At 73.6% G+C, this 14,266-nt stretch carries 11 protein-coding genes and 1 pseudogene; 3 read left to right on the top strand and 9 right to left on the bottom strand.

Annotated elements, in window-relative coordinates:
- Positions 1–284 precede the first annotated feature (284 nt).
- The 3 genes from AB0399_RS14955 to AB0399_RS14945 all read right to left on the bottom strand — a co-directional run bounded on the left by AB0399_RS14955 (position 285) and on the right by AB0399_RS14945 (position 3,795).
- Positions 285–1,046 (bottom strand): HAD family hydrolase, encoded by a 762-nt coding sequence (locus AB0399_RS14955; RefSeq protein WP_366411535.1) that lies wholly within the window; start codon positions 1,044–1,046, stop codon positions 285–287.
- A gap of 89 nt (positions 1,047–1,135) precedes the next feature.
- The gene (gene acs, locus AB0399_RS14950) at positions 1,136–3,121 is read right to left on the bottom strand and encodes an acetate--CoA ligase (RefSeq protein WP_366411534.1); all 1,986 of its coding nucleotides are present in this window, start codon (positions 3,119–3,121) and stop codon (positions 1,136–1,138) included.
- Positions 3,118–3,795, bottom strand: a complete 678-nt coding sequence (locus tag AB0399_RS14945) for an acetate uptake transporter (RefSeq protein WP_329367771.1) — start codon at positions 3,793–3,795, stop codon at positions 3,118–3,120. Before AB0399_RS14945 ends, acs begins: the two co-directional genes overlap by 4 nt.
- A 711-nt stretch (positions 3,796–4,506) precedes the next feature.
- Here AB0399_RS14945 and AB0399_RS14940 point away from each other — a divergent pair.
- Positions 4,507–5,493 (top strand): transcriptional regulator, encoded by a 987-nt coding sequence (locus tag AB0399_RS14940; RefSeq protein ID WP_366411533.1) that lies wholly within the window; start codon positions 4,507–4,509, stop codon positions 5,491–5,493.
- Positions 5,494–5,577: 84 nt separating this feature from the next.
- Positions 5,578–5,769: pseudogene (locus tag AB0399_RS14935) on the top strand (IS630 family transposase); the annotation flags it as partial.
- A 94-nt stretch (positions 5,770–5,863) separates the two neighbouring features.
- Here AB0399_RS14935 and AB0399_RS14930 read toward each other — a convergent pair.
- The gene (locus AB0399_RS14930; RefSeq protein ID WP_329367765.1) at positions 5,864–6,241 is read right to left on the bottom strand and encodes a nuclear transport factor 2 family protein; all 378 of its coding nucleotides are present in this window, start codon (positions 6,239–6,241) and stop codon (positions 5,864–5,866) included.
- Positions 6,242–6,488: 247 nt separating this feature from the next.
- Between AB0399_RS14930 and AB0399_RS14925 the strand changes: the two genes are divergently transcribed.
- A complete protein-coding gene (locus tag AB0399_RS14925; RefSeq protein ID WP_366411532.1) occupies positions 6,489–6,740 on the top strand; it encodes a hypothetical protein in 252 nt (83 codons plus the stop codon).
- 136 nt (positions 6,741–6,876) lie between these two features.
- On the opposite strand, the gene AB0399_RS14920 is transcribed toward AB0399_RS14925, so the two are convergent.
- The 5 genes from AB0399_RS14920 to AB0399_RS14900 form a co-directional block, all read right to left on the bottom strand.
- Positions 6,877–8,775, bottom strand: coding sequence for a cation acetate symporter (locus AB0399_RS14920; protein ID WP_366411531.1), 1,899 nt, complete (start codon positions 8,773–8,775; stop codon positions 6,877–6,879).
- The gene (locus tag AB0399_RS14915; protein WP_366411530.1) at positions 8,772–9,461 is read right to left on the bottom strand and encodes a hypothetical protein; all 690 of its coding nucleotides are present in this window, start codon (positions 9,459–9,461) and stop codon (positions 8,772–8,774) included. The genes AB0399_RS14920 and AB0399_RS14915 overlap by 4 nt, the downstream gene beginning before the upstream one ends.
- The gene (locus tag AB0399_RS14910) at positions 9,425–10,318 is read right to left on the bottom strand and encodes a LytTR family DNA-binding domain-containing protein (RefSeq protein ID WP_366411529.1); all 894 of its coding nucleotides are present in this window, start codon (positions 10,316–10,318) and stop codon (positions 9,425–9,427) included. Before AB0399_RS14910 ends, AB0399_RS14915 begins: the two co-directional genes overlap by 37 nt.
- A complete protein-coding gene (locus tag AB0399_RS14905; RefSeq protein WP_328465689.1) occupies positions 10,315–11,496 on the bottom strand; it encodes a histidine kinase in 1,182 nt (393 codons plus the stop codon). The genes AB0399_RS14910 and AB0399_RS14905 overlap by 4 nt, the downstream gene beginning before the upstream one ends.
- Before the next feature lie 136 nt (positions 11,497–11,632).
- Positions 11,633–13,987, bottom strand: a complete 2,355-nt coding sequence (locus AB0399_RS14900) for an FUSC family protein (RefSeq protein WP_366411528.1) — start codon at positions 13,985–13,987, stop codon at positions 11,633–11,635.
- Between the last annotated feature and the right edge of the window lie 279 nt (positions 13,988–14,266).

The raw sequence follows: 14,266 nt of genomic DNA, 5'->3' as shown, positions 1-14,266 counted from the left end.
GGCCGCGGATGATGTAGTGCGCGTAACGGCGCGCGGCGTCCGCCGCGTCCGCTTCCTCCGCGGCCGCCACCGGATGGTCGACCGGTCGCACCCGCATCACCAGACCGTCCGGCTCGACCTGTTCCTCGCTACTCATACGAGCATTGTGCTCACACAGGGTGCATCCTTGTCAGGCGTTCGCCACGACTCATATGCACAGCATCAACACGCTTTCTCCCGAACGCAGTTGGGATTACGTCCGACCGCTGCTCGGCGGGGTCGCGTCGGCGGGGTCGCGTCGGCGGTCAGCGGGGAGCGGCCGTCGCGCGCAGCGCCGCGCGCAGTCCGTCGACGCCCGCGTAGTGCAGGCCGGCCATCCCGGCGGCCTCGGCGGCAGCGACGTGTCCGGCGGTGTCGTCGACGAACAGGCAGCGGCGCGGGTCGGCGCCGGCCAGCGCGGCAGCGGCGGCGTAGACCCGGGGATCGGGCTTGGCGGCGCCGAACCGGGCGGTGTTGAGCACGGCGTCGAAGGCGTCGGCGAGGCCGATGGCGGCCAGGTACGACTCGAACCGGGTGGTGGCGTTGGAGACCAGCACCACCGGGACCCGGCGGCGTACGGCGGCGAGCAGCGCCAGCACCTCGGGGTCGAGGCGGCCGGTGCCGGCGGTCCACTGCGCGACCATCGCGGTGGCGGCGGTGGAACCGCAGACGGCGGCCAGGTCGGCGGCGACGCGCACCCGCCACTCCTCGTCGGTGATCGCGCCGGTGATCGCGAGTTCGAGCAGCGCGGGCCGGAACGCGGCCCCGGCCATGGTCCCTTCGGGCAGGCCACGGGCGCGATCGAGCGAGGACATCGCGTCGGGCGCCCACAGGTGGACGACGCCGTCGAAGTCGCAGAGCACCGCGTCGTAAGGGCAGCCGTCCGTACGGTCGTACGCGCGGCCGTCCGCGAACTCCGGTGCCTGCCTGGGCCGTTCGGGCGGCCGTTCCGGCCCTTCCGCCGTCCCCTGCTCCGGATGCCGCTCGGGTCGCGCGTTCTCGGCCGCTCGCCGCTCGCTGTCCGTCATCCGCTCACCGTAGCGTCGGCGGCCGGGACGGACGGCGGCGCGGTACGGCCCCCCTCGGGTCGTACCGCGCCGCGCGACGGGTGGGCGGGCTACTCCTCGTCTCCCCCGCCGGCGGCCCCGCCCGGCAGGCCCTCCCTGATCGCGTCCATCACGGTGGAGTCGGTGAGCGTGGTGACGTCGCCCAGCGCGCGGTTCTCCGCGATGTCCCGCAGCAGGCGGCGCATGATCTTGCCCGAGCGGGTCTTGGGCAGCTCGGCCACCACCAGGAGTTGCCGGGGCCGGGCGATCGGCCCGATCTCCTTGGCCACGTGGGAGCGCAACTCCTTTGCCAGATCGTCCCCTTGGGCCTCGGCGGCGGCCCGCTCGCCCGCGCCGCGCAGGATCACGAACGCCACGATGCCCTGCCCGGTGGTCGCGTCGGCGGCGCCGACCACGGCCGCCTCGGCGACGTACGGGTGCGAGACGAGCGCGGACTCGACCTCCGTGGTGGAGATCCGGTGCCCGGAGACGTTCATGACGTCGTCCACCCGGCCCAGCAGCCAGATGTCGCCGTCCTCGTCCTTCTTCGCGCCGTCGCCCGCGAAGTAGTACCCGGGGAAGCGCGACCAGTACGTCTCGATGTACCGCTGCTCGTCGCCCCAGATGGTGCGCAGCATCGACGGCCACGGCTGGGTGAGCACCAGGTAGCCGCCGGAGCCGTTGGGCACCGGCCGGCCCGCGTCGTCGACGACCTCCGCGGAGATCCCGGGCAGCGGCCGCAGCGCGCTGCCGGGTTTGCAGGTGCTCACCCCCGGCAGCGGGCTGATCATCTGCGCGCCGGTCTCGGTCTGCCACCAGGTGTCGACCACCGGGCAGCGGTCACCGCCGATCGCCTGCCGGTACCACACCCACGCCTCGGGGTTGATCGGCTCGCCGACCGACCCGAGCAGCCGCAGCGAGGACAGGTCGAAGCGGGCCGGGATCTCCTCGCCCCACTTCATGAAGGTGCGGATCGCGGTGGGCGCGCAGTACAGGATCGTCACGCCGTACTTCTGCACGATCTCCCACCAGCGGCCCTGGTGCGGGGTGTCCGGGGTCCCCTCGTACAGCACCGAGGTCACGCCGTTGGCGAGCGGGCCGTAGACGATGTACGAGTGGCCGGTGACCCAGCCGATGTCCGCGGCGGTCCAGTAGACGTCCCGCTCGGGCTTGACGTCGAAGACCGCCCAGTGCGTCCAGGCGGCCTGGGTGAGGTAGCCGCCGGTCGTGTGCAGGATGCCCTTGGGGCGGGCCGTGGTGCCGGAGGTGTACATGATGTAGAGCGGGTGCTCGGCGTCGAACGCCTCCGGGGTGTGCTCCGCGGGCTGCGCGTCGACCAGGTCGTGCCACCACACGTCACGGTCCTCGGTCCAGGCCACGTCCTGCCCGGTCCTGCGCACCACCAGCACGTTGCGCACGTCCGGGCACTGCGCCACGGCCTCGTCCACCGCGGGCTTCAGCGCCGACGGCGCGCCCTTGCGGTAGCCGCCGTCGGCGGTGATCACCACGTGGGCGTCGCAGTCGAGGATGCGGCCGCGCAGCGCGTCGGCGGAGAAGCCGCCGAAGACCACGGTGTGCGGGGCGCCGATCCGGGCGCAGGCGAGCATCGCCACGACCGTCTCGGGGATCATCGGCATGTAGATCGCGATCCGGTCGCCGGACTGGACGCCCAGCGCCTCAAGCGCGTTGGCGGCCCGGCAGACCTCATCCTTCAGGTCGGCGTAGGTGAGGGTGCGGGTGTCGCCCGGCTCACCTTCCCAATGGAACGCCACCCGGCCGCCGTTGCCGGCCTCGACGTGCCGATCGACGCAGTTGTGGGCCGCGTTGAGCCGGCCGCCGACGAACCAGCGGGCGAACGGCGGGTCGCTCCAGTCGCGCACCTGCCGCCAGGGCGCGGCCCAGTCCAGCCGGCCGGCCGCCTCGGCCCAGAACGCCTCGCCGTCGGCGGCGGCCCGGTCGTACGCCTCGGCGGTGACGTTGGCCTCAGCGGCGAGGGCCGCCGGCGGGGGGAACCGGCGGTCCTCGGACATGAGGTTGGAGAGGGTCTCGCCACTCATGCGTGCGGCTCCTCGACCGGTCCGCCCCGGCGGCCGAGCGCGGCTCCGGTGAGCGGGCCGAGCGGGATCACCGGGCGCTTCCACGTCGAGTTGGTGACGACGGCGAACGACGCGTACCAGGCGAACACCGCGGTGACCAGGCCGATCCAGCCGCCGACCTTGGTGACGGTGACGCTCGTCGCGAACTCCCCGACGGCCAGCACGATGAAGGTCGCGGACAGCGCCACGAACACCGCGAGCAGCGCCGCGTTGGTGCGCAGCGCGGCGGCCGTCATGTAGACCGTGAACACGGCCCAGACCAGCAGGTACAGGCCGGTGGCCTGGTGCGCGGTGTCCGGCGGCAGCGTGCCGACCACGAACTTCACGTAGGCCGCGTACGACAGCCAGAACGCGCCGTACGACGCGAACGCGGTCGCCCCGAAGGTGTTGCCCTTACGGAACTCCCACATGCCGGCGAGGAGTTGTATCAGGCCGCCGTAGAACAGCGCGAGCGGCAGCACCACGGTGAGCAGGTTCTGGTCGATCAGGTGCGCGTTGAAGGAGCTGAGCACGAACGTGGTGGACGCGAAACCGGCCAGCCCGAGCGGTCCGGGGTCGGCGATCGTGTCCGCGGCGGCGGACGCGGGTGCGGGTGCCGGCGTGGCTTCTGCTGAGGTCGGGGCGGGGATGCTCATCTGCGGGGTTCCTCCTCGTCGAGGAAGGCAGCGGTAGGCGAGGGCGCGCGGCCCTGCGGCCGGGTGCCCAGGGGCCGTTCCCGGCCCCCGCTTCACGCTAGGACGAATCTCGGCCACGTGACCTGCCTCACACCCAGCCGTTCGCCCAGCGGTCCCCTCCACTCGGTGGACGGTCCCCCTCACGCGCCGAACGGTCACGGCGGGCTCTTTCCCGTCACCTCGCAATGAGGCGTTCCTCCGCGGTGTGCTCCTCCAGCGCGGCCCGGAGGAAGGTCATGGATTGGGTGGGCGTGAGGGCGTTGTCGCACGCTGCCGGCCATACGGAATGCCTCTCCACGGTGACGGTCGTGCTGGTGCCATGCCCCCGGGGACCACGGGAATTCCGCGCGGCCGAGGCGCCATGTCCCCTTGTCCGGACGCGAACCGGAGTCATCGGGCCTGCCCGCACACATGAACGGAGAGGGTGCGGTGCCGCCCGGGCCCTTCCTGACCGAGCCACAAGGGGGAGTTCATGACCTGGCCCGCGCACTGGATACGCCTCTTGCTGAACTGGAACGCGCCGCCGAGTACACGCGTGATCGGACAGGTGCGGCTTGGCCCGGACGCGGAATCGCACCGCCCGTGCGCGCTGTCCACCGGCGGACAATGGCCCTTACCGTTGACGGTGACGGTCTGGCGGGTGCGGCCATCGGCGGAGCGGAGGGCACTGAAGTGGACAGACGACGGTTCCTCGGAGTGGTCGCCACGGCTACGGCCGGGTCGGGCACGCTGGCGGAGATCGCCGAAGCGCGTCAGGGCATCGACTCCGCGCTCTCCGGCTCGGACGCCGGTGATCTCGCCTACCTGGAGGGCGCGTTCGAGCGGCACCGCGGCGGCTACCGTGGTCGCGCACCCGCGGTGGTGCTCGGCCAGATGCGCGGCGACCTCGACCTGTTGCGGGCGGTGCTGAATCGTCCGCACACGGCGGCCACCCGTACCCACCTGGCCCGTATCGCGGCCGGGATCGTCGGCCTGGTGGCGATCATCCAGCATGACCGTGGGGACCAACGCGAAGCTCATCGCTGGTTCACCACCGCCGAACGGGCGGCCCAGGAGTCCGGCGACCGCCACATGCTCGCCTGGGCGCTTGCGCGGCACGCGATGGTCCCGCTCAACTACGGTGCCCCTGAAGCCGCCGCCGACCTTGCGCGTCGGGCCGGAGCCGCGGCCGGCCGGGCTCCTTCCGCGTCGGCGGCGCTCGCCGCCGCGGTCACCGCGAGGGCGCTCGCCTCGAACGGCGACCGACAGGGCGCGTTGCGCGAGGTGGCCGCCACGCGCACCATCGCCGAGCAACTGGAGGGGGCGGAGACGGCCGACACCTGGTTCGGCTATCCGATGCAGAAGCACCACGTCCACCTCTCGCAGGCGTTCACCCTGTTGGGGAATACGCAAGAGGCTTACGACGAACAGGATGCCGCCCTCGGGCTGACCCGAGCGCCGTCCGTGATGACCCGCGCCCTGCTGGACATCGACAGGGCGACGTGCATGAGCACCGAGGGCGACCCCGCTCATGCGGCCGAGAAGGCGGCAGGGGTGTGGGAGGCGCTGCCGACGGCGTACCGCGGCGGGCTCGTGCGCGAACGCACCTCGACACTGTGCGACACGATCGCGGACACGGCGCCGACCGTGGCCCAGGAACTGCGCACCGCGCTCGTCTAGTGCGGTGACGTCCGATCCGATCGCTGGAGGCGCGGTGGCCGGGCCTGTCCGTGTACGCGGACCGACCCGACCAGGAGGGACCGAGGCCCACTTCGGTCCGCTGCGCAGTTCACCCCGGCCGGCTCCCACCACCGCAGCCACCCCGCGCGAACCCAGGCACCTCACCGCTACCTGCGCCGGCGCAACAGCAACGCCCGCCACCCCGACGTACTCGCCGCCCCACGCGAGGAACGTGCCCGCCCCCGCGGCGAAAAAGGCATCTGCTGGGGCGGACGCCCCACTCAACACCGCACCCTGACCAACCGCGAACCGCGGCCCCCGTGCACCGAAGGGGGCCGGTTCAGGAGCAGCACAGCGACAGAAGGACGGCTCAGGGGGCGGACGGCTCGATCTCCCCCGCGAAGACGATGACCTGGTCGATGAGACTCCGCCGCAGATGGACGACGTCCGTTCCCGCGAGGCGGGGGCCTCCGTCCGGCATGGTGAAGACCCACTGGTACCGGGCCCACTCGTCAGGCATGTCCACCGCTGAGCAGCGCACCATCGTGCCGGTCCCCGCCGGGTGGCGCCGGATGTCCAGCACGAACCGCTCGACCGCCGCGATTCCTTCGCTGCGGCCCAACGGCCCCCAGAAGACCACGTCTGAGGTCAGGGCCTGGGAGAGCAGGGCGGTCACATAGTTGTCGTCCGAGGCGTTGAACGCCGAGATGAACGTGTCGATCGCGGAGCGAGCGGTCTCTTCCTGCATGCCCCCAGTAATACCAGCCGTTTCGCGTGCGCTCGTCCCGCGAGCCGCCTTCCGATCACGGTGGACCATCCGGTCACGGCACTGGCCAGGGCCGCACGCCAGGTGCGGGTCGGCGCCGGGCCATTACGTCCGCGCCGGGCGGCCTCGGCCGGCCGGGCATCGTACGCGGCGCGGGCCGTGCGCAACGGTCCGCGTGGGCCGTGGACCAGCCGGGGATCGGGGCGGTGAGCACGCCTGCTTCGCGGCCGTGGCAGCCGCTCCCGCCGGCCACGCGGAGCGCACCTCCCTGCTGACGGGTCCGGGACCCGTCGCCCACGCCGACGTGGCGGCCGAGCTGACCCGCGCCCTGGGCCGGGCGATCGCGTACCGCGGGGTGACGCCCGACGGGCACGGCGAAGGAATGATCGAGGCGGGGCTCCCCGAGCAGGTCGCCGGCCTCCAACGCGCCCAGCTCTTCTGGCTGCTCGCCCGAGGGAGACGCCGCTTGGCACTCCGATGACATCGTCGCCCTCACGGGCAGCGGTCCCCCGCGATCTGCGCACCTACGTCACCGACCGCGTGACCGCTTTCCGGTGGACCTAAAGACCTGTAGACCTGCGGTCGGCGCTTCCCGGGAGGAAAGACGGTTCTCCGGCCTACGGTTCACCCGCGCCTGCGGGGCTGGGGCTACCCACCGGCGGCGGCTCAGGGCCGGTGACCTCCTCGGGCAGATGCATGCGCAGCATCACCCGGTCCACGGCGGCGGGCGAGAGGCGGCCGCGGGTGAGGAGCGAGCCCACCACCATCACCGCGAAGGCGACCGGCACCGTCCAGGCGGCCGGTTCCTCCAGGAGCGCGGCGCCCCAACCGTGCCCGGGGCCGCGGACGCTGGTGACCACGACCGCCACCGCGGCCAGCCCTCCCCCGGCGACGAGCCCGGCCAGCGCGCCGCGGTCGGTGAGCCCGCGCCACCAGATCCCGAGCACCAGCAGCGGGCAGAAGGAGGAGGCGGCGACCGCGAACGCGAGCCCGATCGCGTCGGCGACCGGCAGCCCGGACGTCATCGTCGCCATCACCAGCGGGGGCACGCCCGCCACCAGGGACGCCCAGCGGAAGCCGCGCGCCGACCCGCGCAGCAGGTCCTGCGAGACCACCGCGGCCACCGACACCGTCAGCCCCGACGCGGTGGAGACGAACGCGGCGAAGGCCCCCGCCGTGGCCAGCGCGGCCAGCAACCGCCCGGCCTCCCCGCCCTGCACGATCTGCGGCAGCACCAGAACGGCGGTGTCGGTCCGCCCGGTGAGCAGGAGTTGGGGCGCGAACACCCGGCCGAGTGCCCCGTACACCGGAGGCAGCAGGTAGAAGACGCTCAGCAGCACCAGGACCAGCAGCGTCGTACGGCGCGCGGCCTGCCCGTCCGGGTTCGTGTAGAAGCGCACGAGGACGTGCGGCAGGCCCATCGTGCCGAGGAAGGTGGCGAGCAGGATCGAGTACACCGCGTACAGCGGGTGCCCGCGGCCGCCCGCGCCGGACAGCGGCCGGGCCCACTGCGAGCCGGTCGCGGGCGCGAGGCCCACCTGGTGCGGCACGGGCACCCCGGCGGGGAAGGTGAGCCGCGCCCCGGCGGCGGCGGAGTGCTCGCCGACCGCGAGCCGTACGGTCCGGGTACGGCCGCCGGTCCCCAAGTCGCCGCCGCCCGAGGGGTTTCCGGCCTCCTCGGTGCCCGCTCCTGCGTCGCCGCCCGCAGCCACGTCAGCGCCCGAGCCCGCGTCAACGGCCGAACCCGCCTGCGCGCCCTCGGCCTTGTACGTCCTGCCGTCCAGGCCGCCGCTGACCGCGATCGTCACCGGTGCGCGCACGTCGAAGCGCACCGGGTCCTGGATACGCACCACCGTGGTGTGCGGGAAGCGCGGCACGTCGGGCCCGGTCAGCGCGGGCGACCCGGCGGTCCGCCAGGCCATCACCAGGAACAGCGCGGGCACCGCGATCGCGATCAGCTTCAGCCAGAAGTGCAGGCCCTGGACGAGGGTGACGCTGCGCATGCCGCCCGCCGCCGACACGACGACCACCGCGACCGCGACCACGACCGCGCCCGCCCACCGGGGCGCCCCGGTCACCGTCTGCAACGTGAGCCCCGCGCCCTGGAGTTGGGGCGCCAGGTAGAGCCAGGCGATCACCGCGACCAGCACGCTCGCCACCCGGCGCACCGCGGTGGAGCCGAGCCGCTCCTCGGCGAAGTCCGGCAGCGTGTACGCGCCCGAGCGCCGCAGCGGCGCCGCGACCAGCAGCAGGAGGACCAGATAGCCGGCCGCGTAGCCGACCGGGTACGCCAGCATGTCCACGCCGTACGCCATCACCAGGCCCGCGACGCCGAGGAAGGACGCCGCCGACAGGTACTCCCCGCTGATCGCGCTCGCGTTCCACAGCGGCGAGACCTCGCGGGAGGCCACGTAGAAGTCCGAGGTGGCGCGGGACAGCCGCAGCCCGTAGACGCCGACGGCGACGGTCGCCACGAGTACGGCGGCGAGCGCGGCGAGCCCGAGCGCGGGGTTCACCCGGCACCGGGTCGGGAAGCGGACGGGCCGGGCCCCTCGGGGGTGGGGGCGGCGGCCCCGGAAGCGGTGGAGCCTGGAGTGGCGGAGTCTGGAGCCGCAGCCCCGGAAGCGGCGGAGCCTGGAGCGGCCGAGCCCGGAGCCGCAGACCCGGAAGCGGCGGACCCGTGCTCCGTGAAGTGCGGCTCCACTCCGTCCGAACCAGCCTGCCCACCAAGGGAGTTCTGGGCTCCATCCGGCTCCTGCGAAGCCACCGTCGGGTCCGGCCCGCGCAGCAACTCCGTGAAGTCCCGCTCCACCCGTTCCGCGTGCCGGACGTGGAACCAGGCCATCCCGAGCAGCACCGGATACGCCACCACCCCGAGCAGCAGCCAGGCCAGCCGGAAGCCGAAGACCTCGGCGGTGCGCAGCCCGGGCAGCAGCGCGAACGCCGCGGGCACCCCGCCGAGCACGACCGCGAGCACCGTCAACACGCCGAGTGCGAGCCGTAGTTGGTCGCGGACGAGGGAGCGTACGTAGACCTGGCCGAGCCGGGGCTGCGCGTGCAGGTCGGCCGGTCTGGCGCGCGCCGACCAGCCGCCGGGGCGGTGCCGGCGCGGGCCCGACACCGCGGTGCGGCGGGGCGGCGGCGGTTGCGGCTGGTGGCCGCCGATCACGGCCGGCCGCCCGGCCCGGGCCGCGGCGCCCACCGGGTCAGCAGGTCCCGCAGCTCGCGCGAGTGCCGCCTGCTGACCGGGAGTTCGCCGCCGGCCACCCGTACCGTCCAGTGCCCGGCGTCCGAGCGCAGTTCCTCCACGTGTCCGAGCGCCACCAGGAACCGCCGGTGTATGCGCAGGAATCCGTGCGGGCCCCAGCGCTCCTCCAGCACGGCCAGCGGGATACGGAGCAGGGGCGCGCCGCCGCGCGTGTGCAGGCGTACGTAGTCGCCCTGGGCCTCGACGTAGGACACCTCGTCGCGGGAGACGAAGCGGGTGACGCCGCCCACCTCGACGGGTATGCGCTCGTCGGACCGGTCCGGTTGCCGGACGGATCGGTCCGGGGGCGGCGGCCAGCCCGACGGCATGAGCCGGTCCGGGGCCGAACGGTCTTGCCCGGAAAGGGCGTTGGGGTCGGGCGGAGACGCGGGTGCCGGGTCGGATACGGGTGAGCCGGGGGCGCCCGGGGCCGTGCCGCCGCTCTCGATCAGCGCGGCCACCCGCCGTACCGCCTCCGCCAGGCGCTGCGGGCCGACCGGCTTGAGCAGGTAGTCGCAGGCGTTGAGGGCGAACGCCGACACCGCGAAGTCCTCGTAGGCGGTGACGAACACCACCGCCGGCGGGTGTGCGAACCGGCCGAGCACGCGCATCAGGTCCAGGCCGTCCAGCCCGGGCATGCGGATGTCCAGGAAGACCGCGTCGGTGCTGCCGTCCTCCAGCAGCCGCAGCGCCTCCTCGCTGCCGCCCGCCGCCAGCACCCGGCCCACCCGCCGGTCGCCGCGCAGCAGATACGTCAACTCCTCCAGCGCGGGCGGCTCGTCGTCCACCGCGAGGACCTGCAGCGGTCTCACGAAGCGTGCACCCCGTTCCGGTACTTGGGCACCCTGACGTTGATCTTCGTCCCCGCACCCCGTGCGGTCTCCACCACCAACCCGTACTCGTCGCCGAACACCGCGCGCAGCCGTTCGTCCACATTGCCCAGGCCCAGCGAGTCCCCGCCGGCCTTCCCGGCGAGCTGTGCGCGCACCTGCTCAGGGTCCATGCCCACGCCGTCGTCCTCCACACTGATCCGGCACTCCGCACCGGCGTCCTCGGCCCGGATCGTGATCCGGCCCGAACTGGCCTTCGGGCCGAGGCCGTGCCGCACCGCGTTCTCCACCAGCGGCTGCAGGCAGAGGAACGGCACCGCCACCGGCAGCACTTCGGGGGCGATCAGCAGGTCCACCCGCAGCCGCGCGCCGAACCGGGCGCGCTCCAGGCGCAGATAGCGGTCCACCGAGTGCAACTCCTCGGCGAGGGTGCTGAACTCGCCGTGCCGGCGCAGGCTGTACCGGGTCAACTCGGCGAACTCCAGCAGCAGTTCGCGGGCCTGGTCCGGGTCGGTGCGGACGAAGGACGCGATCGCGGTGAGCGAGTTGTAGACGAAGTGCGGGGAGATCTGCGCGCGCAGCGCCTTCAACTCCGCCTCGATCACCCGGGTTCTGGACCGGTCCAGCTCGGCGAGTTCGAGCTGCGAGATCATCCAGTGCGCGACCTCGCCCGCGGCCCGGACCAGCCCCGCCGACACCTGCCGCGCGTACACCGACAGCGCCCCCACCACCAGGCCGTCCACCACCAGCGGCACCACCACGGCGCTGCGCACCGGGCAGTCCAGGTCCTCGCACGCGATCGCCTCCGCGGGCACCACCCACGGACGGCCGGCGTCCATCGCGTCCTTCGCGTGCGCGACCGCCTGAGCCGCGTGCCTGCGCCCCGGGCCCTCCCACGCGAGGAGGGTCTCCTCCCCCACCACTGCCAGCGCCGGCGTGCCCAGCAGTTCCCTCAGATGGCGCGCCGCCCGCTTCGCGGAGTCCGCGTTCAGGCCGTCCCGCAGGGGCGGCGCCGCCAGTGACGCCTGGTGCAACGTCGCGAACGCCGCCCGGTCCGCGGGCGTGCCGAACCCCCTTCGCCCCCGCACCAGCCAGAACAGCGCCGCCGCGGCGCCCGCGATCACCAATGCGACCGACACCACGGTGATCACCGAGCTCATATTTCGCATTATGACCACACCGGCTCACCCGTAACAGAGCCGTGCGCCATCTTCCCGTGCGTCCTCGCGGCAGTCCGTCGTCGGCGGTGCGCGGAAGGAGTCGCCGGGCCCAGGGGCCGCGAGGCGCCGCGCCGTCCTAACGGATCGTGCTCCGGGGGCCGACAGGACGGGAGGGGGTGGAGCCGTCGCTGGCGGCGACGATGCGCGAGGTGGGGGCGGCGGACCCGGGGGTTTCGGGGGCGGGCCCCTGGACCGCGAGTTCGCGCAGCAGCTGGCGCAGGCGGAGCAACGGCCGGGTCACCGCGGGAAGTACGGTCCCGGGTGCGGGCCGAGCCGCGAGCATGGCGGCGTCGGCGGCCCGAAGCGCCCGCTCCACCTCCGCGGCCGGCCGGCTCTGCGGACTCGGCGCGAGCGCGAGCGCGGTCGCGGCGTCGGCGAGCGCCCGCGCGGCGGCGGCGAGGTGCGGCGCCGGCGGCAACCCGGGGGCACGCCGCGGTCCGACCGCGAGCGCCCTGATCTGCCGGGTGACGGCGGCGTAGAGCGTGAGCCGGTGCCGCATCACCCGGGGGTCGTTCCCCCAGACCAGCGGCCTGGTCAACGGCCTTGCCACCAGCGCGAGTTGCTGAAGCCGGTGGTCGACCACCCGTACCTGCGCGTCCAGTCCGGGCGCCTCCGCGGCCGGCTCGCCCGCGAGTTGCGCCGCGCAGGCCCGCAACAGCTCGCCGAGCGCGGTGTAGTAGCCGACCCGTGCGCTGTAGACGGTGTCCCGGGTGCTGGTCGGCAGGACGACCAGCGCGACGCCGATCCCGATCGCCGCCCCTATCGCGGTCTCCTCCAGCCGCAGCATCAGCAACCCGGCGGTGAACTCGTGCAGTTCGCTGTAGAGCTGGGAGACCATGATCGTGACGAAGAAGATCATGGCCGCGTAGGAGATGCTCACCAGGTAGAACCCGCAGGACATGCTGAGGATGATGACCGTGATGATCCAGTAGGTGTGCCCCGCGGTGAGGTGGGCGAGGCCGATGCCCGCGCCGAGCCCGACCAGCGTGCCGACCACGCGGTTGCTCGCCTTGATGAACGTCTCGGAGCGGGTCGCGGTGCCGGTGAAGGCGATGAACGTCGCGATCACCGCCCAGTAGTAGCGGGCCTGCGACAGCTCGCGCCCGACGAGGATCGCGAGGGTGCCCGCGACCGCGACCTGGACCGCCTGCCGGGTGGTGAGCGAGAGCTTGCCGAGCGGGTTCCAGCGGCTGCGCGCGCTGACCGAGAAGGCCACGGCGGCGGACCCGGGCAGCGCCCCCATCGCGAGCGTGACCGCGGGTTCGAAGACCTCCTCGCCGTCGACGGCCGTGTCGGGCACCCCGGCCTGCCCGGTGAGCGTGGTGAACTCCCAGGCGGCGGTGGCCAGATGGTGGGCGAGGCAGTCGACGTCCCGCAGCGCGGACCGGTTCGCCGCCGAGGCCGAGTCCGGGGCCGACGCAGGGGCCGAGGCCGGGAACGGGGCCGGCGCGGGGGCCGGGGCCGGGTCGGTCCGGCCCGCCTCGTCGTACCGGTCGATAAGCCTGCGCGCGGCCCGCCCGGCCGCGTCATAGTCGCTGCCGGCCAGATGATCGGCGATCCTCGCCGCGTCCGCGATGTGCCGCGCGTCGGTCCCGGCCATCGCGTCAGCGGCGGTGGCCAGCGCGTCGATCGCGAGATGGGCGTCGAGCACCCGGCGCCGTACGGTCGCGGCCGAGAAGCCCTGCGGGATCGCGCCCGGCGTGCCCGACCAGCCCTCTATCACCAGCGCGGTCTCGGCCAGCCGGAGCTGCCGCGAGTGCAGCTTGCGGCGCAGCCGGGCCAGCCGGCGCGCGTCCCGCGGGTCGGCCTCCAGCAGGTCGGCGCAGACCCGGGCGACCGAGCGGGCCCGGGCGCCGAACGCCCGCCGGACCCGGGCCAGGGTGCGCTGCGCGTGCGTACGCAGCACCGTCGTCATCAGCAGCAGCACCCAGGCGGCGGCGATGGCGACCGCGATCAGCAGGGAGGGGAGTTGGGCGAAGGTGGCGCCGAGGAAGGACGCGAAGAAGTAGCCCATCCAGATCATGAAGCCGTAGAAGAAGAACGGCATGCCGAATCTGCGGATGAAGACGGCCACGAACATCACGGCGACGAAGACCGCGAGCTTGGTGTCGGTGTGCTTGGCCACGCAGACCCCGACGGTCATGCCGGCGCCGAGCGCGACCGGGAAGAACACGGCGGTGGCGATCTTCCGCCGGGCTCCGGCGGCGTCGCCCAGCGCCATCGAGCCCATCATCGCCATCATGGTGCCGAGCAGCATCACCACGAGGGTGCCCTGCGGTCCGCGGTCGGTGACCCGGCCGTACACGTACTCGATGCCGAGCGTCGTGCTCATCGCGACCGCGGCGGACAGCGCGGAGCGCAGCCGCTGAAGTCCCGGGTCGGAGCCGACCACACGGTCCCACGTCTCGGATATCCAGCCGGTAGCCGCCATACGTGTCCAGTGCCCCTCTCGCCGTGCCCTCGCTGCCGTCGGTGCCCGCACCCACCGCGGGCACCGCACGGGTGCCACGCGGGTTCCGCGGTTCGCGCGGTGCCCGCGGCCGTCGGTCCAGCCGTACTCGCCGGTGGCGCAGGTGATGCAGGTGGCGCAGGCGACGCCCCGGTTCCGGCGTCCGTCCTGCCCTACGCTGCCCTGGTCGGGCCCTGTCACGGCTCCCCGCCGTGCGCTCCCCGGGCCACCGAGAATCATCGGTATAATGCCGATATTAAC

It is taken from the genome of Streptomyces sp. NPDC088194 (assembly GCF_040702025.1).
In the GTDB taxonomy this organism is placed as follows: Bacteria; Actinomycetota; Actinomycetes; order Streptomycetales; family Streptomycetaceae; genus Actinacidiphila.
The sequence above is the reverse complement of the archived record's forward strand: the minus strand, read 5'-3'. Positions and strand labels throughout refer to the sequence as shown.

Excerpts from the sequence above, each read along its gene's own strand:
- AB0399_RS14955 (WP_366411535.1), bottom strand. The coding sequence starts at position 1,046 with ATGACGGACAGCGAGCGGCGAGCGGCCGAGAACGCGCGACCCGAGCGG.
- acs (WP_366411534.1), bottom strand. The coding sequence starts at position 3,121 with ATGAGTGGCGAGACCCTCTCCAACCTCATGTCCGAGGACCGCCGGTTC.
- AB0399_RS14945 (WP_329367771.1), bottom strand. The coding sequence starts at position 3,795 with ATGAGCATCCCCGCCCCGACCTCAGCAGAAGCCACGCCGGCACCCGCA.
- AB0399_RS14930 (WP_329367765.1), bottom strand. The coding sequence starts at position 6,241 with ATGCAGGAAGAGACCGCTCGCTCCGCGATCGACACGTTCATCTCGGCG.
- AB0399_RS14905 (WP_328465689.1), bottom strand. The coding sequence starts at position 11,496 with ATGAGCTCGGTGATCACCGTGGTGTCGGTCGCATTGGTGATCGCGGGC.
- AB0399_RS14900 (WP_366411528.1), bottom strand. The coding sequence starts at position 13,987 with ATGGCGGCTACCGGCTGGATATCCGAGACGTGGGACCGTGTGGTCGGC.